17 protein-coding genes and 6 pseudogenes are annotated in these 20,233 nt (G+C 31.4%); 5 read left to right on the forward strand and 18 right to left on the reverse strand.

Annotated features, from left to right (window positions below; genetic code table 11):
- Positions 1-41: 41 nt before the first annotated feature.
- From bdr (bhYOR_RS07120) to bhYOR_RS08235, 10 genes and pseudogenes are all read right to left on the reverse strand, one after another.
- Positions 42-530, reverse strand: coding sequence for a Bdr family repetitive protein (bdr, locus tag bhYOR_RS07120; RefSeq protein WP_051473560.1), 489 nt, complete (start codon positions 528-530; stop codon positions 42-44).
- Positions 531-816: 286 nt separating this feature from the next.
- Positions 817-1,821, reverse strand: a pseudogene (locus bhYOR_RS07125) (variable large family protein); the annotation flags it as partial.
- A gap of 101 nt (positions 1,822-1,922) precedes the next feature.
- Positions 1,923-2,987: a variable large family protein gene (locus bhYOR_RS07130; RefSeq protein WP_407933138.1), complete on the reverse strand. Its 1,065-nt coding sequence runs from the start codon at positions 2,985-2,987 to the stop codon at positions 1,923-1,925.
- Positions 2,988-3,150: 163 nt separating this feature from the next.
- A complete protein-coding gene (locus tag bhYOR_RS07135) occupies positions 3,151-4,206 on the reverse strand; it encodes a variable large family protein (RefSeq protein WP_025434306.1) in 1,056 nt (351 codons plus the stop codon).
- Between the two features lie 113 nt (positions 4,207-4,319).
- The gene (locus bhYOR_RS07140; RefSeq protein ID WP_247088574.1) at positions 4,320-5,429 is read right to left on the reverse strand and encodes a variable large family protein; all 1,110 of its coding nucleotides are present in this window, start codon (positions 5,427-5,429) and stop codon (positions 4,320-4,322) included.
- 132 nt (positions 5,430-5,561) lie between these two features.
- Positions 5,562-6,588 (reverse strand): annotated as a pseudogene (locus bhYOR_RS07145) (variable large family protein).
- 197 nt (positions 6,589-6,785) lie between these two features.
- Entirely contained in the window at positions 6,786-7,307 is a 522-nt protein-coding gene (gene bdr / locus bhYOR_RS07150; RefSeq protein WP_247088582.1) for a Bdr family repetitive protein, read from the reverse strand.
- Positions 7,308-7,347: 40 nt separating this feature from the next.
- Positions 7,348-7,689 carry a hypothetical protein gene (locus tag bhYOR_RS07155; RefSeq protein WP_025434353.1) on the reverse strand — a complete coding sequence of 114 codons (342 nt, stop codon included), beginning with the start codon at positions 7,687-7,689 and terminating at the stop codon, positions 7,348-7,350.
- Between the two features lie 390 nt (positions 7,690-8,079).
- Positions 8,080-8,469, reverse strand: a pseudogene (locus bhYOR_RS08410) (Vsp/OspC family lipoprotein).
- Complete coding sequence (locus bhYOR_RS08235; protein WP_276325097.1) at positions 8,466-8,597, reverse strand: hypothetical protein; 132 nt, start codon at positions 8,595-8,597, stop codon at positions 8,466-8,468. The pseudogene bhYOR_RS08410 and the gene bhYOR_RS08235 overlap by 4 nt, the downstream one beginning before the upstream one ends.
- A gap of 366 nt (positions 8,598-8,963) precedes the next feature.
- On the opposite strand from bhYOR_RS08235, the gene bhYOR_RS08325 reads away from it, so the two are divergent.
- From bhYOR_RS08325 to bhYOR_RS07170, 3 genes are all read left to right on the forward strand, one after another.
- Complete coding sequence (locus bhYOR_RS08325; protein WP_330378877.1) at positions 8,964-9,203, forward strand: Mlp family lipoprotein; 240 nt, start codon at positions 8,964-8,966, stop codon at positions 9,201-9,203.
- 8 nt (positions 9,204-9,211) lie between these two features.
- Entirely contained in the window at positions 9,212-9,280 is a 69-nt protein-coding gene (locus tag bhYOR_RS08330; RefSeq protein WP_330378878.1) for a hypothetical protein, read from the forward strand.
- 188 nt (positions 9,281-9,468) lie between these two features.
- Complete coding sequence (locus bhYOR_RS07170) at positions 9,469-9,900, forward strand: Mlp family lipoprotein (RefSeq protein ID WP_025434331.1); 432 nt, start codon at positions 9,469-9,471, stop codon at positions 9,898-9,900.
- Between the two features lie 342 nt (positions 9,901-10,242).
- Here the strand turns inward: bhYOR_RS07170 and bhYOR_RS07175 are convergent, their stop codons facing one another.
- The 5 genes and pseudogenes from bhYOR_RS07175 to bhYOR_RS07195 form a co-directional block, all read right to left on the reverse strand.
- A complete protein-coding gene (locus bhYOR_RS07175) occupies positions 10,243-11,424 on the reverse strand; it encodes an MFS transporter (protein ID WP_025400392.1) in 1,182 nt (393 codons plus the stop codon).
- Positions 11,421-12,467 (reverse strand): ThiF family adenylyltransferase, encoded by a 1,047-nt coding sequence (locus bhYOR_RS07180; protein WP_247088587.1) that lies wholly within the window; start codon positions 12,465-12,467, stop codon positions 11,421-11,423. Before bhYOR_RS07180 ends, bhYOR_RS07175 begins: the two co-directional genes overlap by 4 nt.
- A 524-nt stretch (positions 12,468-12,991) precedes the next feature.
- Positions 12,992-13,566, reverse strand: a pseudogene (locus bhYOR_RS07185) (variable large family protein).
- A 244-nt stretch (positions 13,567-13,810) separates the two neighbouring features.
- Positions 13,811-14,815 (reverse strand): annotated as a pseudogene (locus bhYOR_RS07190) (variable large family protein); the annotation flags it as partial.
- A gap of 101 nt (positions 14,816-14,916) precedes the next feature.
- Positions 14,917-15,975: a variable large family protein gene (locus bhYOR_RS07195; protein ID WP_407933137.1), complete on the reverse strand. Its 1,059-nt coding sequence runs from the start codon at positions 15,973-15,975 to the stop codon at positions 14,917-14,919.
- Positions 15,976-16,209: 234 nt separating this feature from the next.
- Between bhYOR_RS07195 and bhYOR_RS07200 the strand changes: the two genes are divergently transcribed.
- Together bhYOR_RS07200 and bhYOR_RS07205 are read left to right on the forward strand one after the other, a co-directional pair.
- The gene (locus bhYOR_RS07200; RefSeq protein ID WP_025400426.1) at positions 16,210-16,413 is read left to right on the forward strand and encodes a hypothetical protein; all 204 of its coding nucleotides are present in this window, start codon (positions 16,210-16,212) and stop codon (positions 16,411-16,413) included.
- Positions 16,414-16,808: 395 nt separating this feature from the next.
- On the forward strand, positions 16,809-17,261 hold the full coding sequence (locus tag bhYOR_RS07205) for a hypothetical protein (protein ID WP_025434299.1): 453 nt from the start codon (positions 16,809-16,811) through the stop codon (positions 17,259-17,261).
- A gap of 297 nt (positions 17,262-17,558) precedes the next feature.
- Here the strand turns inward: bhYOR_RS07205 and bhYOR_RS07210 are convergent, their stop codons facing one another.
- From bhYOR_RS07210 to bhYOR_RS07220, 3 genes and pseudogenes are all read right to left on the reverse strand, one after another.
- The gene (locus bhYOR_RS07210; protein WP_025434415.1) at positions 17,559-18,470 is read right to left on the reverse strand and encodes a P12 family lipoprotein; all 912 of its coding nucleotides are present in this window, start codon (positions 18,468-18,470) and stop codon (positions 17,559-17,561) included.
- Positions 18,471-19,575: 1,105 nt separating this feature from the next.
- A complete protein-coding gene (locus bhYOR_RS08415) occupies positions 19,576-19,740 on the reverse strand; it encodes a hypothetical protein (RefSeq protein ID WP_407933142.1) in 165 nt (54 codons plus the stop codon).
- Positions 19,724-19,940, reverse strand: a pseudogene (locus bhYOR_RS07220) (variable large family protein); the annotation flags it as partial. The gene bhYOR_RS08415 and the pseudogene bhYOR_RS07220, both read right to left, overlap by 17 nt.
- Positions 19,941-20,233 lie beyond the last annotated feature (293 nt).

Genomic DNA, 20,233 nt, shown 5'->3' on the forward strand with positions numbered 1-20,233 from the left:
ATTGACAGAAAATCAATTAAATAAGGGCTAATTAAATAAATTTACTTTACTAATAATGACATTAATGCTAAGAATATTCCTATATTAAGTGTGATAAGAGTTCCAAACATCCAATTATGTAATCTTGATGTACTTTTAAATTCAGATGTGGTTTTATCAAGTTTACTATTAAGTTCCATTTTATTAATCTCCATATCTTTCCTAACAAGAGAAATCTCATTGCTAACAGATGCAATATCTGTTTTTAATTCATTTCTAACAATATCTATTTTATTATCAAGTTCTGCCTTAACAGATATAATTTCAGATTTTAAACTACGCTCTAACATCTCAAGTTTTAAGTTAAAATTATTCTCTAAATACTCAATATCTTTATAAGTCAGTTCATTACGGTAATATCTTTTAGAGAGATCATTTGCAATAAAATCTTGCATACCCATCTTTACAAATTCTTGATATATAATCTCCTCTGTAATATGCCCATTAAAAATTTGTGTATTAGCAACGGAATGTAATGATGAATCTTGCATAAAATCTCCTTATATAATTATTATATAATATTTTAACTGTTATAAGCACTTTATGTTAGTAAAATGTGATTTAAGAGGGCCCCTAACTATAACATAAAGCGTTTAGTCTATTTTTTTATCTTATAAAAAACTCAAATGCAGCCTTACCATCAATCTGTTGTTAAAGGATTCCATCACTACGCTTTAGACCTGAATTATTACAAGGTAGTAAAAAAGAAAACAATTTTTATGAATAGAAAAGTTTTCCTCAAATGACTTTATTATTCAGATTCTTTAATTAGACAATTTATTTAGTATCGGGTTTAATAGTACTTGCTTCGGTTGCTTCAGTAGTAGTTTCAAAGTACTTCATTCCCTTTACTGCTTCTTTAATTTTATCTAGATTGCTACTTACTGTTTTTCTAATTATAAAATCAAGTATTCCTAATACCTTATTTACTGCACTAGCTGCTGCTGCTTTTACTGCTTCAACATCACCAGCCGCAGCACTGAATTTACCACCTTTAGTAATTGCCTTAAGAGCAACAGCAGCTGCTAAGTCCGCATTAGTAGCCGCACCAGCTCCATTAGCATCATTAGCATTAGTACCAGTAGCTAATGTCCCAGCGTCTTTATCATTACCAGCAAGAACAGCGGTATTAGTTGTAGAATTTTTAATCTTATCAATCATAGCCCATGGATCGGCTTTAGATACTTCAGCTGCTAATTTATCACCAGCTCCCTGACCTGCATTATTACTTCCAATTGCAGCAGGAGCACTAGCAGCAGCAGCATTTACTGCATTACCAGCGGTTCCAGACTTGATTTCTATTCCAGATTTCTTTGCTGCATCAATAATAGCTTTAACTCCTGCAATAATAGTCTCAACGCTAGCTTTGTCAGCAGCTACTGCAGCCGCAGCACTAGCAGTATCACCAATGTCAATACTACCGGCTTCTTTAGCAACATCAACAAGTTTAGTTAGAGCACCAATTAATTTATCAAAAACATCACCCGATCCTCTAATTGCACCCTTAATAACTTCAATGCTGCTTCCATTAGCATTCTTTGCTTCGGATATTTCACCTGATAGCCCTGATAGCTCTTTTAACTTATCCTTAGTATCACCTAAACCTTTTTTTATTCTTTCAAAGTGTTCTCCTACTTTACTTCTCTTATCACCAGATTTAACAGCATTAAATCCTAATGCATCACCTATTGCATTACCAAAAATTCCAAATATATCTTGAGATCCTTGTCCTATCTTCACTAATGAATCTAAGAAAGAATTTTTAGATTCAGCAGCCAATTTAACTTCTCATTTTTCATTACAACAATATAGAAGACATCCTGGATTTATCTCTAAGATTGCCTTCTAATCTTACTTTTAAGTAATTAATCTAACTATCTATCTTATTGCTGACCTGTTGCTTTTGGAGCTCTTGCTTTATCTACTTCCTGCTTTACTTTTTCAAGAACATTCTTTATTGTCTTTTTAATTATATCTTCTACTGCTACTAATAATTTATTTGCCGCTGTGATCCCTACTCCTTGTACTTCTTTCCCTCCTCCTGTAGCATTATCTCCTGCTCCTGATGCTAGTTTACCACCTTTAACTAATGAACGTAATGCTATCCCTCCTGATACTGCTGCTGCTTTTGGTGTATCAGCATTTGATAGGTTATTACTTGATCCTCCTTTTGCAAATGACACCGCACTTGTATCTCCATCTGCATTGCCTCCTACTCCTGTATCCGCATCACCTTCTTTTGATTTAACTATTGAAGCTAGCATTTCATTTCCACTTACTGTTGCTAGTATTGCTGCGGCTTTTCCTGCATCCCCTGCACCTGGATTATTACCACTTGTAGATAATATTTTAGCTCCTTCCTTATTATCTGCATCACCTACTTTTAATGTTGTATTTCCTGCTTTTGGCTCTGGAACACCTGCTCCCTTTGCTGCTTTTACTATTTCTTGTAATGCTTTAAGGGATTTCTTTAATTCAACATCAGCTGCTGCTGTTCCTGCACCTTGAGCATTATGTGCATGACCTACTACATTGACATCACCTATTCCTTTTAAAGACTCTACGTTTATCTTTAATGACTCCAATACACCCTTAGCACTATCAATCGACTTATTTAATTCTGATTCATTTCCTTCTTTCCCTGATTGTTTATCAGACTGATCAGTTTGACCTGAAATTGCTGACAATTCTCCTATAGCTTTCTCTATTCCTTCTGCTAATTTCTTATAATAGTTCCCTACATCTTGTTTCTTTGTATCTTTAGTTACAGTAAAACCTAAAGCATCTGAAACTAAAGCCATAAATGAATAAAAAGCATTCTCAGCACTTCTACCTACATCCATTAGTACTTCACTTAAACTTCCAGCCCCTTGTTTCTCTCCTCCTGCTGCGCCATCCTTCCCTGCATCTGATTGCTGACCACAACAAATAAATAGAAAACTACAAATATAACAATACTTATTAAGGTTTGATTTGTGATTTTTAAAGAATTCTTTATACTATTAGGCCCCTGTGCAATCAGAGGGTAGGTAAAACAAAAGGAGAACAATTCTTATGAAGAGAAGAGTTTTCCTAAAATGACTTTATTTAGCTATGTTTATTAATAATTTTTTATTGTTGCTGTCCACTAGCTGTTGCGTCTGTAGGGGTAGCAGCTTCTAAAGATTTATCTTCTTGTTTAACAGCTGCTAGTACTTCATTTATTGTCTTTAAACCACTATCAACTGTATTCCTTATTGCTATTATAAGTGTACTGAGTGTCTTACCTACTGCACTTGCTGCTACTCCATTTACTGCATGAGCAGATTTCTCTTCATCCTTAACAGCGAATTTACCATCTTTAGCCATTGCTCGCAGTGCAATGCCAGCTGCTATAACCGCATCCTTCTTTGCTAATTCTTTAATCTCTTTCTTGTCATTAACAGCCTTAGCAACAGCAATCTCTGCTGCATCTTTGGCTGCATTAATACCCTCAGTAGCATTTTCAACAGGATTTTCCTTAGATGTAGTTATAGCTTTAAGAATATCAGCTCCGGTCACTACACCAATGCTAGCCGCTGCCTTTGCAATATTTTCTTCTTTAGCATCATCTTTTTTCCCATCAAACAACTTGCCAATATCTTTTTTATCATCTTCTGCTGTTTTAGTAGCACCTGCATCACCCTTATCTTTTAATACCACATCAACAATAGTCTTAATTCCTTTAACTAATGAGATCACAGAGTCCTTGTCAGCAGGACTGGCTCCATGCCCAGCAGAAGTAGTATTACCAATCTTATCTTCTCCTGTAGCACCTTTGGCTGCTTCTTTAGCACCTGCTGCAATCTTATCTAATGTATCAGTAATAAACTTGTCAACAACTGTTTTCACTTTTACATAATTACCATTCGTAGCAACTTCACCTTGTAATTTCTTTTTAACTGATGTCATAGTTTTTTCAATATCAGCGAAATACTTACCAATATCACTTTTCTTAGTATCAGCCTTAATGCCAAAAGCTCCAGTAACCATATCTTTAAAAGTCACAAAAACATCTAAAAATCCTTTCCCTAAATTAGCTATAGATGTTAAATACACAGTTTTAGGCTCCTCTGCAACCCCACCGCTATTACAGCTTACTAATACCATAAATAAAATCATTATTATTACACTTATTCTTTTTCTCATTTTATTCCTTATTACTCAGGAGAGCTATATAAAACATAAAAGGAAAACAGTTCTCATAAAGAGAAGAGTTTTCCTAAAATGACTTTATTATTTAGATTATTTAATTAGATAACTTATTTAGTAACAGTAGGTTGAGTAGCACTAGCTTCAGTTGATTCAGTAGTAGTTTCAGAGTACTGTATTCCCTTAACAGCTTCTCTTATCTTATCTAAATTGATTGCTACTGGTTTCCTAATTATAAAATCAAGTACTCCTAATACCTTATTTACTGCACTTACTGCTGCTGCTTTAACTGCTCCTGCATCTGCAACAGCAGCACTAAATTTACCACCTTTAGTAATTGACTTAAGAACAACAGCTGCTACTAGGGCAGCATTACTTTTAGCACCAGCATTAGCAGAAGCATTATTATTAGAAGCGGCTAATGTCCCAGCATCTTTCTCACCAGCATCAAGTTGAATACCATCAGCAGCCTTAGCATTTTTAATTTTATCAATTATTGCCCATGGATCAGCTTTAGATACTTCAAATGCTAGCTTATCACCAGCTCCTTGAGTAGCCTTGGCAGTATTACCTCCAAGAACAGCAAGAGCATCGGTAGTATTAGCTGCAGTAGCTATTGGATCGCCAGCATTTCCATATTCAATCTTTACACCAGACTTTTCTGCTGCTCCAATAATATCTTTAACTCCTGCAATAATAGCTTCAACCCCAGTCTTTTCAGCAGCACCAGGAACAGCATCAGCATTATCACCAATATTAGTATTACCAGCTTCCTTAGCAACCCCAGCAAGTTTAATTAGAGCAGCAATTAGTTGTTCAAAGACATCACTAGCACTGTTAATTGCACTCTTAACAGCTTCAATTGTGCTGCTATTAGCATTTTTTGCTTCAGATATTTTATTTGATAGCTCTTTTAACTTATCCTTAGTAGTTGTAAGTCCATCTCCTATTTTCTTAAAGTGTTCACCTACTTTACTTTTCTTGTCACCAGATTTAACAGCATTAAATCCTAATGCATCACCTATTGCATTTCCAAAAATGCCAAAAATCTCTTGAAACCCATGTCCTATCTTAACTAATGAATCAAAGAAAGAAATTTTAGATTCAGCAACAAGTTTCTCAGCTTGAAGTTGTCCACTCCCACAGCTAAGAAGTAAAAATAAAATCATAAGTATACTTATATTTAACTTATTAATTATTGCACTTATTCTTTTCCTCATTTTTTCCGTGCCTCATTTTTTACTCAAAGGGCTAGATATAAATAAGGGGAACAAGTCTCATACATAGAGAGCAATAGAAGAGTTCTCCTTAAATGATTTTATTTAGTTATGTTTATTAATAATTCTTTATTCTTATTTTTTCTTTTCGGTTTCTACAGGTCCAGTAGCCTCTGCAGACTTATCTTCTTGTTTAACTTTAGCAAGAGTTTCATTTATTGTCTTTAAACCACTATCAACTGTATTTCTTATTGCTATTATTAGAGTACTGAGCGTCTTACCTACTGCACTTGAAGCTATTCCATTTACTGCAAATACAGCTTTGTCTTCATTCTTAGCAGCAAATTTACCATTTTTAGCCATCGCTCTTAATGCTATACCAGCTGCTATTATTGCATCTTTCTGTTTAGTCTCTTTAGTAGCACTATCATTCTTAGCAGTAGCAATCTCAGCAACATCCTTTGCTTGATCAATATCTTTACCGGCTGAAGCCATACCAGACTTAGCAATAGCTTGCAAGATGTCAGCACCACTTACCGCTCCAATTGATGCGCTTGCCTTAGCTGCTTCTGCTTCTGTCCCATTATCAGATGCTTTACTAAACAACTTACCTATATCCTTTTTGTCATCATCTGTAGTCTTATTCGCATCTGCACTTCCCTTATCTTTTAAGACCACACCAACTATTGTTTGAATTCCTTCAACAAGCAAATTGACACTTGCAACTTCTGCAGGTACAGCATCCTCATTTTTGACAGCATTACCAATTGCATCACCACCAGTAGCCCCTGTTGCTGCTTTTTTAGCTCCTTCTGCAATCTTGTCTAAGACATCTGCAACAAACTTGTCAACAACTGTTTTAACTTTTACGTAATTACCATTCTTTGCAACTTCATCTTGCAACTTCTTTTTTACTGCATTCATAGTAGTTTCAATATTAGCAAAATACTTACCTATATCACTTTTCTTAGTATCAGCCTTAATTCCAAAAGCTCCAGTAACCATATCTTTAAAAGTCACAAAAACATCTAAAAACCCTTTACCTAAATTAGCTATAGATGTCAAATACACAGTTTTAGGATCTTCCGCAACCCCCACCGCTATTACAGCTTACTAATACCATAAATAAAGTCATTATTATTGCACTTATTCTTTTTCTCACTTCTTTTCCGTGCCTCCTTATTAACTCAGAGGACTAGATAAAAACAAAAGATAAGAGCATAGATGCTTTAACCTTTCAAATATTGAGCTTGATGAAACAATTATCAAAGTTTAATTGTATTTAACAAAAATTTAAACGATTTTGATAAAAAATAATTAACATAAAGTCAATTAAAGAAGGAGTTACTTAACTTAAGCTTACTTTACTAATAACGATATTAATGCTAAAAATATTCCTATATTAAGTGTGATAAGAGTCCCAAACATCCAATTATGTAATCTTAATGTACTCTTAAGTTCTATTGTGTTAGTGTCTATTTTGTTATCAAGGTCTTTAATATCAGATTTTAATTCATTTCTTACTATATCAATCTTGTTATCAAGTTCATTGAATTTAGTGTCAATCTTGTTATCTAGCTCAGATTTGACTGCTTTAATCTCAGCTTGCAAGCTTGACTCTACCTTTTCAAGCTTAAGATGAAAGTTATTCTCTGCAGCATTAATCTTATCTTCTAATCGCTTCTCAATACCACTTATCCTATCTTCTAACTTATCAAATTTAACATTAAAATTATTCTCTAAATACTCAATATCTTTGTAAGTAAGCTCATTACGATAATATCTGTAAGACAGATCAATAGCAATCTCTCTATTTATCCCAGCTTTAGTAAGTTCTGCTATAACCATTTGTTGTGTAATTACTGGTTGTGCAAGTCCCATAGAAATCTCCTTATTTAATTATTATATAATATTTTACATGTTATAGGAACCTTATTTTGGTAAAACGTGCTTTAAGAGAACGTATACCCAAAGTCAATAACATATATGCTGCTGAGAGGCTATCTAATGAATCATCAGCACTCTTTCCATCTCCTTTGTACTTATAAATATCAGATATAGCTGACTTGCTTGAATAGTCCATAATACTAAGTTTAGATGTCGCAAATGGCTCTATTAACGTAACAATTCTAGTAAATTTATTACTTATAGGTTTAATTGGCGCAATTCTAAACTTATGACTCATACCTTCTCTAAGTTTAAAAAAGGTTTTAGTCACATTCCCATGCCCAGAAGTGTTATCCCTATCTTCAACATATAGCATTAGACCGATTTCCTTTAGTTTATAAAAAATCTCAAATGCGGTCTTAGCACCAATCTGTTATTAAAAGATTCTATCAGTGCTCTTAAGATCTGAATTATTACAAGATATAAGTAAAAATAAAGTTACAAATAAGCAATTTAAGTTCTCATTAAGTTATAAAATAAGTTAAAATCAAGCCATAAATGTAATCTCAAAGATGAAAGTAATTAAAGTAATCTACAAAATATAATAATGTAGTAAAACAAGTAAAAATAGAATTAAACAACATAATAAGCTAAGAGAACAAACTCCTAGCTTATTATTTATAGACTTTGTTTTTCCAGTTACTGACCTAAGAATTAAAAACTAATCTTATAATAACTACTTAACTTATTTATCCTTAGTTAAGGCTTAGCAGGGGTTGTAAAAGCTCAGTAATTGCAGCGTCTGCTGCGTTTGAGATGCATTTAATAATTCATCAATTGCTGTGTTAAACTTAATAAGCTCAGCAACCCCTTTATCTCCACTTGCGGTCTTAGAACTAATAACCTTTGCCTTAAGTGCATCAGAAAGTTCAACTGTATCTTATAAAGACTTCAATTTAATTTCTACAGTCAATATTACTTGAAACACCCCTGTAATTAAAGAACCATTATGAGCACCATCAGCACAAAATTGATCAGAATTTTGTTGAATTTTCTTACCAATAGCTTTAGCAAGCTCATCAATGGACTTAACTAAAGCATGAACTTCTTTAACATCTTTTGCAAAAGCGACAGCATCTTTTATTTTTGTACTTATTTTTCCAAATTAAGTACTGTTCCATCAGGCTTAGCTACTTCCTCACTTTTAAGCTCTGGCCCTCCATTATTACATGATATTAATACCATCAATAAAGTCATTATTATTGCACTTAATTTATTTCTCATTTCTTTCCGTGCCTCCTTATTATACTTCTCTATAAGTGAAGAAGGGACTAAATAGCCAAAAAAGCTTTTTTAATCTACTAAAATGCAAAAAATAATAATTTTTACAAAAACAATGAGTACTCATAAGCACTCACACAGCACGAGAAGAAATGCTATATATTATTTCAATCATAAAGATAAGAAAATTTACATGAGTAAACTTATAAGGTTCATATTTTGAAGCACATTATTCTTGTATTATTGCAAAGGATATAAATAAGCATAGTACCTACTGAAACTCAGCTACATAGTAGCTCTAAGGGAGCTCTGGATAATTTACAAAAGAAAACCGATAAAGAAATACAAAAGAAGGTTATTACTCTAACTATTGATGAGCAACAAAAGTTTGATTCACTTAAGAACGAATTTGAGAAAGTAATTGATAAACTACTTTCTCAAGTTGGTGAATGTAAAGACAATAAAAATAAGTGCACGGGTTTTTTTAACTGGCTTTCAAAAGATACACAAAAACAAAAAGAATTGGCTAATGCTTTTACTACTGCCTATAATTTCTTAGAAGATAAAAAACAAAAAAAGCAAGTAATAAGACTTTTAATACTTATATAAGTGATACTATTGATTGTAAAATCAATAAAAATGGCAATGGTAACGGCGCAAATGAGAAAGTATTGCAATGGTACTAACGAAATAGAGCAGTTCTTTAGAGGTATTCTAAACGACATATTTACTAAAGACAATAGTGAAGAGATGTTTGAATGTCTTAAAAAAAGAGCCTCTATGTACTGATGACAACAGCCAACATTCATATGGACTTAAAATTGGCAATAAAAACAAGATGATCAAAAATCAATATAAATATAAGGGGATTTATATGAGTAAAATTAATTTTGTTTTGGTTTTATTACTACTAATTAGTAGTTGCGGTCAAGATACCAATAAGGACAAAGGAATTAAAAGCAGATCTAAAAGAGACGACTTAAGGGAACAAGCACAAGAAGTACAAAAAACACCTGAGGAAGCATTAAGAGACAAGTTAAGTGATAACCAAAAACAAGGATTAAACTTCTTAAAAGGGGCTTTGGGTGATGATAATGATTTTAAAAAATTTTTAAGTTTTGATGAATCTAAGATAAAGTTTGCACTAGATCATATACAGAGTGAGCTTGCAAAATGTACAGGTGACAATGCTAGCCAGCAAAAGGAAACTTTTAAACAAATAGTAAAAGGTTCATTTGAAGGTAATAGTAATGATTTAGATAAATTTAAAGAACAAGCATCAAGCACTTGTGGGACAGGTGGATAAATAAGACCCATAACACAAAATTCAGATGCTGTTTTGGAAAAAATTAAAAAAGCGTATTTAAAAAATAAAGATTTAAGAGAAAGTGAAGCAATCAAAAACAATAACAAAGCAAATAAATAGAAATTCTCACAAAAGAATTAGATAAAGAAATCAATTAAACTGATTACAAAAATGTTAGAAGAAGAGAGAAAAATTAAGTTATGGTAAAAAGGAAGGGGGATTAAACCCTGTAGAGGGAAGCAATAAGAAACTATAATTTTGTGCCAAAATATCAAAATCATATAACTACTTGATGAAAGTAATTCATTATTTACTTTTAAAGTATTAAACACAAATTCAAATTTACTTTATGTCTTCTCTTTTATTATCCGTAAATTTATATATCACAAGGATAGATAAAATACAAAAAATAAGTATTAATAAAATAAATGTATTTATTATGCTTATAAAGCTAGCTAAAATTGAACATGCTGTCAATACTAAAAATGAAAATAAACGAGATATTGTACTATTAATAGAAGCTATAGTCCCTAAGATTTTTGAATCTATATTTTTTCGTAAAAAATATTCTAAATTATTAGAATAAAGAGAAACTAAAATTACGAGAAATGTCATTATAGTAATAAATACGTAAATATGTGAAACTATTTTTATTAAAATTGATAATAAAAATATGATACCTAAAATAACATAAGAATCATAGCTTGAATGTCTAATTTTTTTAAATACCCATGCTCCTATAATATTTGATAAACGAAATAATATATATATAATTCCAAATATACTAATAGGAACATTTTTATCAATAAAAATTGCTTGCCAGTACAAATAAAAAGGTTGAAAAAAAAACTGAATAGAACTAATTAAAATAAATAACTCTATTAACATTTTAGATTTTAATAACGTAATTATATTACTTTTAAATTGATTAATATATAATTTTAAACATTCCTTCTTATGATCCGTATTTTTATCACTTGATATAAAAAAAATTGTAATTAAAGATGAGGCTAGATACAGAAATAATGAAATAAGATAAATTTTTTCATCAACATATAAAAATAATACACTTCCTGCATATCCACCTGAAATAGCACCAATACCTAAAATTATTTTCATAGATGATATAAATGCTTTTAACTTTTTCGAATTACTTTGATATACACGAGTAAAACTAACATCAATTGTACCAGTATTAACTGCAGATGACATACCATATATAAACCAAGCAATACAAAGAATTATAAATGATGATGTTTGAAAAATAATAAAATAAGCAATCATTGATAAAAAAATCGATGATAAATAAACAATTTTTCTATCAAAAATATCTGATATTACACCTGAAGGAAGTTCAAAAAAAATAATTGCTAACATATAAAACATTTGCACTATAGCAATATCTCTCAATTGCAAACCTTTATTTATTAAAATAATAGTTAAAACAGCATGTGGCAATGTCCTTGCAAATTCCGATAAAAATAATGAATAAAAATAATATCTTTGATGCTTACACTCTATCATAAATTTTTATTACAATTACAAAATTTATTTTTTTTAATATTAATAAAATGATATGAAAAATCATGATTGCTAATACCAATTCGCTTATTTAAAGAATTAATCCTTTCATATTCACCTCCAAAATAAAACATTATATCAATAATAGCCATACTTGAGGCAATTGCATTATTAGTAAAAAAAGAAGGGGCTTGATAATCCTTATTTGCAAGTATTATTTTGTCTTCTATCATAGAAGATGATGGCATTTTTATAACTCCAATATCAGTACAATAGGAACAAGACGAAATATCAGGAATATAAAATGGACCAATAACTGAAAAATCATTAAGATAGCCAATATTTATAAATGGAACAGAATATTCAATACAAAATTTATTAACTAAAGGAAGACAATAATCATCATCCGCTGATAATACTATTAAAGATGGTTTAATTTTTGAATTACACAAAATACTTTCTAGTACCTTTGTTGAAACTTTTTGTTTATATGTTTGAGTCTTAATAATTTTATTTAGTGATTTTATTTTTTTTTCAATTATATCTACTTTATTACCTCCTATAAAATCATAATCAAATAAAAATTGTCTATTTAAGTTAGATTCTTCTATTTTATCTTCATCTATAAAAGTCATAGATCCTAATCCCAAAGTAGCAAGAGAATAAGTCATAAAATTTCCAATACCACCACATCCAATGATAATAACATGCTCTTTTTCTAAATTAAAATTTTCTGGATGTGTTAATAAAAGATCTAGGAAATATTTATTTTTTAGATAAATACCATTTTGAGGATGTGTATGTGTATAAAAAGGAATTAATATTTTCTTATCTAAGGACAACTTAATAGTTTTACTATTAATATTATTTTCAGTAGCAAATGATATTAATTCTTCATATGTTTTTTCATTCTGTGCAAATATTACGATATCAAGCAAATGCTCAAACAGACTATCATCTACTTCAATTTGAAATTGACCTAAATTAATAAGATTCCCCGAAGTGGATTTATTAAAAAACGAAGTTGGATTTTTTATATAAGTCATTTTTATAACCTTTAAATATTTAAAATCTAGCATACCAAATGCTTATAAACAACTTGATACACTCGATTTTAAGTCTCAGTTAAGTGTTTTTCCACGCATAATCGCTACCTCCGTTAAGCTTATTTTTTTATATAATTCATTAAAAAAATGAATTTATTTTCAAGATATTAAATATTAATGGACTCAAAGCAATCCTATTTAAACATTATATGAATATTAAATGCAAAAAAAGTAGCGGACAAGGCTCCTTGCAATTTACACTGGATCCAATAAAAGACACGCTTACAATAAATATTCAAATATGAAAAAACAAACTATACAGAACATTTAAAAAACATTTGTAATGCTCACCCTTTTAAGGAAATGTACTATAAATTGCCAAGCAAAACAAAAAAATATCCCGATTTGAAAAAATCGTAATCGCTACAAGACTACGATCTAAGATAAGATATATAAAAATAAACCCATAAAACAATTCAAATATACTCAGGGTCTTTATAAGTAAGCGCAATTTGAGTATCAGTTCAAATCATAACTTGTAATATGTCAGCACCGATTACTGCTCCAACAGCCTTCGCTGCATCGGCGGCTGCTTTTTTGCATCAGCAAAACCAGTACTACCATCAAATAGTTTGCCCGCTTCACCAGCATCAGCAACCCCTTGCACTATTACCATCTTCTGCTTTTTTATTATCACCAGCATCAGCATTTCCTTTACCTTTAAGTACTACTTCTACTATTGCTTTAATTTCCTTTGCTAAGTCTTCAGTCTCACCTTTAGCACCTGCAGCAACATTACCAGCACCAGTAATAGCAACATTACCAATTGGGTCATTAGCATCCCCAATAGCATCACTTGCGGTCTTTGCTCCTTCTATTATCTTATCAAGAGTAGTAGTCACTAAGTTATTTGCTACAGTCTCAGTTGCAGAAGCATTAGGATTGTCTTCACTCTTCATGTCAGCAACAATTTTTAATAAGCTTGTCCTTAGTGCCTTGTATAGTATTTGTACTGTCTTAAATAAGTCCCAACATCAGATTTTGTCTCTGTACTAAAACCTAATACCTTGGAAACTATATCTCCAAATGATGTAAACACATTTAAAAAATCATTACCTAAGTCTATTACTGACTTGAAAAATTTACTTTGAGGATCCTCCGCAACCCCACCGTTGTTACAGCTACTAATACCATAAATAAAGTCATTATTATTGCACTTATTCTTTTTCTCATTTTTTACGTGCCCCCTTTTAACTTATGCATTACTTTTATCCTTATAGCAAATAGTTTTCATATCTCATAGAAAACAAGAAAAGTGTTTTCCTTACAATGACTTTATATTTTTAGTTTGACGATTTATTAGTTGGTTGAGCAGTATCAGATTCAGTAGCTTCACCGGTAGTTTCAGAGTATTTTATTCCCTTTACTGCTTCTTTAATTTTACCAAGTTCTAAATTTACCGCTTTACTAATTATTACGTCCAGTACTCCTAATACCTTATTTACTGCACTAGCTGCTGCTGCTTTTACTGCTCCTTCTTCATTAGCGGCAGGTTGAGTAAACTTACCGCCTTTAGTCATTGCCTTTAACGCTACTGCTGCTGTTAGGTCAGCATTAGTTTTAGCAGTACCGGCAGCATTGGCAGAATTACCACCAATAGCAAGTGCTCCAGCTTCTGCATCAGCAGCAGTAGCATTGCCTGCAGCAGTAGCATTTTTAATCTTATCAATTATTGCCCATGGGTCAGCTTTAGCCACTTCAGTAGCTAGTGCAGGACCAGAATTAGCAGCAGCTTGAGCATTATGAACTATTGCTTGAGGTCCATTGCCATTAGCCACTTGAGCACCGGCATTTCCAGTATTAATTTTTACACCAGAGTTAGTAGCAGTCTCAATAATGTTTTTAACTTCTGCAATTACTGCATCAACACTAGTCTTATCAGCAGCTACGGCCCCAGCAGCACCATTAGTACCAGCATCGCCAATATTAGTATCGCCAGCTTCTTTAGCAACACCAGCAAGTTTAGTTAAGGCATCAATTAATTTATCAAAAACATCACCCGCTCCTTTAATTGCACTCTTAACAACCTCAATGCTACTTCTATTAGCATTCTTTGCTTCAGATATTTCACCTGATAGCTCTTTTAACTTATCCTTAGCATCACCTAAACCTTTTTTTATTCTTTCAAAGTGTTCTCCTACTTTACTTCTCTTATCACCAGATTTAACAGCATTAAATCCTAATGCATCACCTATTGCATTTCCAAAAATTCCAAATATATCTTGAAATCCTTGTCCTATCTTCACTAATGAATCAAAGAAAGAATTTTTAGATTCAGCAGCCAATTTAACTTCTTATTTTTCATTACAACAATATAGAAGACATCCTGGATTTATCTCTAAGATTGCCTTCTAATCTTACTTTTAAGTAATTAATCTAACTATCTATCTTATTGCTGAACTGTTCGTTTTGAAGCTCTTGCTTCATCTATTTTTTCTTTTGCTTTCTCAAGAACATTCTTTACTGTCTTTTTAATTATATCTTCTACTGCTACTAATAATTTATTTACTGCAGCTACTCCTACTGCTTGCACTTCTCCTTGTCCTCCTTGTGCATCGGCTGCAGCTGCTGCTAGTTTACCATCTTTAACTAAGGAACGTAATGCTATTCCCCCTACTACTGCTGCTGCCTTTGTTGCATCTGCACCTGCTAGGTGAGCTGCATTACCTCCTTTAGCAAAGGAAATGGCACTTGTATCTGAAGTTGCATTAGCTGATAGTGCTGCATCACTTTCTTTTGATGCAACTATTGACGCTAGCACTTCCTCCCCACTTACTGTTGATAATATTGCTGCTGCTTTACCTGCATCCCCTGCTGTTGCTGCTAAATCTGTACCTAATATCTTAGCTCCATCCTTATTATCTGTTCCATTACCTACTTTCACTGCTGTATTTCCCACTTTTAGCTTTGCAACACCTTCTGTAGTAGCTGTATCTACTATTCCTTTCAATGAATTAAAAGCTTTCTTTAATTCAATATCATCTACTGCTGTTCCTGCAGCATTACTTGCTGCTTCCCCTACCTTTTGGTTAGCATCACCTATTACTTTTAAGAATTCTAAATGGGTTTTTAATGTATTTAAAGTAGTCTTAGCTGTATCAACTGCTGCTCTAATTGCTACGGCTATTGGTCCATCTTTAGCCCCTTCTACTTCTGACTTTTTTGCTACTTCTTCTAATTCATCTGATGCTTTTCCAAGCTTACCACCTAGGCTGTTAAAATAACCTCCCACTTCATTCTTCTTTGTATCTTTAGTTACTCTTAAGCCTAATGTATCTGAGACTAAAGCCATAAATGAATAAAAAGCATTCTCAGCACTTTTTCCCACTTCCATTAGTACTTCACTTAAACTTCCAGCCCCTTGTTTCTCTCCTCCTGCTGCGCCACCCTTCCCTGCTTCTACTGCCTGTTGTCCACATCCTATCATTAGAACAACTATCATCATCATTATACTTATATTTAGTTTGATTATTAATGAAAGGAAGGAATTTATAAACAACTCTGTACTATTTAATAGTAAAATAATTATTATCTTTATAAAAAGAAGCTAGTAACTTACTTAAAACATTTTATTTTTAACTCTTTCTAGAATTCTTTGATAACCGATTTATATTTAATGCATCAATCTAAATTAAAAGGAAATATGATAAATATATGACAAGACAAAGTATTTAGCTTAAGTTTGCTTTTAAGTTTTATTAGTTGTGACTTACTACTTAATGGTGAACTTAAAGATAAATCCGTTAATTTACTCGGCAAAATTTATTCTGTATTAGATACTAGCAAAGAGACTGTTAATCCTTATGATAATGCTAATCAAAATAGTATTCCTAAAAAGTCAAGAAAAAAAGACATACAAAAAAAGATCAGTTACCACAAAGAATAAGTGGCTTTACTAAAAAAAGTACTCTTCAAAGCACAGAAGGGGAAACAAATTTTCCAAATCTTAATAGAATATCCCCTGTTGGCATTAATTACAATGCACACCCAGGCAGTTTTAAAAGCACTTCAAGTAGCAATTATCTTCAAGGCAATAAAATCATCGATTCAAATAGCTTTGACTTCTCTTATGACTCTGCATATAGCCTAAGTGGACAAAACAGTTTTAGTCAAGATTACTATGAGGAAAATGAAGACGATTACAATTACAACAACTATGATCAGGAAGATGATGATGAAGAGGACGATGACAACTACGGAGAATATGAAGACAAAGACGATAAAGAAGAGGCAAGATTAGACAGGGAATACAAATCACGTTCAAGAAAAACCAAAAATAGCGTGAAGAAAGCACTTGAAATAGCTAGACAAATAAGATATGATTGGGGAACAATTGAATTCCTTACAATAAAATTAGACCCTAATTATGAGATAAGACTTACACACAAGGAAAAACAAGAGTATCAAGCAAAATTATCTAAGTTTAATAAAAACAAGTTAACAGAAGATCTCACAAAACTTTTAAATGCAATTGAAGAAAGTATAAATGACGCTATAGCTCTTACTAATATTCCTGAATACCCTGGTAACTTCCAAAGCGATCTAGATTCAAAGACAAAATTAGAAAAACTTAAAGCAGAAGTAAGCTCTTTGCTTGAAAAGGTACAAGTAAGTCATAAAACTAATTATCAAGCATACGAAGAAATAGAATCACCCAAAAGAGTACCTCCACAGACTAAATATGAGTTGAAGAAAGTACTAAGATTACTTGACGGTACTACTAGTGCTAGATAAATTTGTCTTTAACAATTAAGTACTTTAAATTAAAAGTAAAGATAGGCTTATTTATAGACTATCTTTACTTTTATATATACTCATTTAATTATTGTATAAACCTTACATTCCTGAGTTAACAAATCTCTCTTTTTTTAACTCTCAGTATTCAATCTTCATGTATCTTTAAAATCTGTTTATTGCTCAATAATAATAAAAATCTTTAAAAGATTTCAAAAACAACTTAAAACAATAATCCTTACGCTTAAGATATCATAAAAAATAAATACATAATCATATTTTAAACCTTTGCCATCCTTATCTTACAAGACTTGCTAAATAAGATTTAGCTCCTTCAATAAGTTTTTTTATCTCTTCCTTTTTCGCCATTGCCTCATTTAGCTCTAAAGAAGAAGATTCTAACTGCTCTAAAGAATTTTCTGCATATCGTCGTGCTTCTCTGGATAATTGTTTTGGCAAATTACCGTTTACTCTTCTTAAAAAGCGATTTTTGCGTAACTCATTTTCTAATCTTTCGGTAATAGCTTCTTTTAAACTTTTTTGTGCTTTCTCAAAGAAGAATCTTGCGGATTCTAACCCACTAAGTCCACTATCAACTTGACTTATAAGTCTTTCAAGATCAAAACTTATCTTTAACTGATTTTGTAATTTCTTTAAACGCTGTATCTTTGTTCTATTGGAATTATTACGAAGATTCACTTTTTTCAAATCTATTTGCTCTTGGAGTTTCGTTTGGAGTTCTGCAAATGTACCATGTAAATCGGATTCTAATTGTTCATACTCACTTTTAAGTTTATGTGCGTTCTCAATTAATTGCTGGAATCCAGATTTCTCAAGAACACTTTTTACCTTTTCAATTTCTGCTTCTGCTTCCTTTTCTTCTTTAGTATTTGGAATTAAATCCTCTTCTTTTATCTCTATTTTTGCTTGAGAATATTGGAATACTGAAGTCATCTTATTAACAGGCACTACAGGTTCTACTTCAATGTCTTGTTGTATTCTCTCACGCTCTTCAAGACCATTGACAATCTCTTCCTGTTCTTCTTGAATATCTTGATTTCCTTGTATATAGTGTAAATCTTTATTATTTTTGTTTCCATCTAAAAATTTTTCCCTTGCTTCACCTAGCAAATCATTAAGGGCATTTATATCACATGATAACAAACACAATAATATGAACATACATACTGTTAAAATACTTTTCTTCATATTTGCCTCCTGGGATATTAAATTACTCAATTATTGAGTCTCAATATTGGATTAAAATAATTATTTATAAATATATACCATTTAATTTAAATGGCAAAAATAATTTTATAAAATTGCAATTATTTTAATCTATGCCAATTAAAAGCTATATAAAATTATTTTACTAAGTAAATTTATAAATCAAATAAAAAAAGTTAAAAATAAAAACAGAAGCTAAGAGCTTCTGCTACATTTTTGATTTAATTTCTAAAAAATACCGAACACCTGTATAAATCTTTTGTATTAATTTTGAATTCTAAGCTCATTGGCTCTTTTAACCTTTAGCAAGCTCACTTAAAACTATTTGCTATGTAATTACTGGTTGTGCATATCCCATAAAAAACCCCCCTTATGTAATTGTAATATAATATTTTACATGCCATAAAAACTTTATCTTAGTAAAATGTGCTTTAAGAAAACGTATACCCAAAGCCAAGAGCAAATACGCTGCAATAACACTGCATATTTATTTTAAATGTAAGGAATATCTTAGCAAAACTACCCTGTCCAAATACATTATCTTCAACATAAAGTATATTCAAATTCAGGTTAGTAAGTATGATTTAATTTTGGATTATATGTTGGATGGTATTCGCAAGGCTCTTCTTAAATTAAGTGATAAAGTCTATCAATTAACTCAAATCGAGCTTAATAAAGTGTTCTGGATAGTTCAGCATCGGATTTCAATTTAGTCGATAACGCTTGATTTTTAGCTTAACATCAATAACCTTTGCCTCCTTTAGTATCTGTCATAAAGATGATAGGGTTTTTTATTTTCGAACTTATTATAGCTAAAATAGAGCCACTAAAAGTAGCATTTGTTGTCTTTAAGCTATCTTATTGCAAGTTTTTTAAAATAAAAGGAGAGCCCACTTCCCTTCCTTATACAAGGACAAAAGAAGTGTTTTCCTTAAAATGACTTCATATTTTAGTATCTAGTATTTATTTAACTAATTGCTAATAGTAGCTTTAGAGGTGCTCTGAACAGGACTTATAGACGTATCATTAGCATTAATCTTCATAGCTTCTTTAACTGTTTTAAGCCTAAGTCAATTGTTTTTCTGGATTAGCAATAGCTAATGTAGCTAGTTGCTTTAGTCACTGCATTTGCCGCTGCTCCCTTAAATGCAGTAACAACAACAGCATTGGCAGCATACTTATCATCCATTTGTTTAAGGGCCATCTGAGTAACTTGAACGGTATCTTGTTGTCTTGAAGTAAACTCCAACATCAGACTTTTTTGTCTCTGTACTAAAACCTAATACCTTGACAACTATATCTCCAAATGATGTGAACACATTTAAAATCATTACCTAAGTCTATTACTGACTTTAAAAATTTACTCTGAGGATCTTCCGCAACCCCACCGCTATTACAGCTTACTAATACCATAAATAAAGTCATTATTATTGCTCTTATTCTTTTTCTCATTTTTTTACGTGCCTTCCCTATATCATAAAAAAATAAAAACCCACAATGACTTTTTGGTATTGACATATAACATAACTCATTATTATACGGGTTTTTATACTTTTGGTTTACTTACACAAATTCAACTTACTTTTAAAGTATTAATTATTTGATTACAATAAAAACATACTCTTAATATCATACTTACAATTATTTATATTCAATCTTTACTCATATAAACAATTTGATATACAAATAAACATTCCCTAAATAACATTAGAAGCTAAAAGCATTACGCTCCTAGCTTCATATTC

Origin of the sequence: Borrelia nietonii YOR (assembly GCF_023035795.1) — a bacterium.
In the GTDB taxonomy this organism is placed as follows: domain Bacteria; phylum Spirochaetota; class Spirochaetia; order Borreliales; family Borreliaceae; genus Borrelia; species Borrelia hermsii.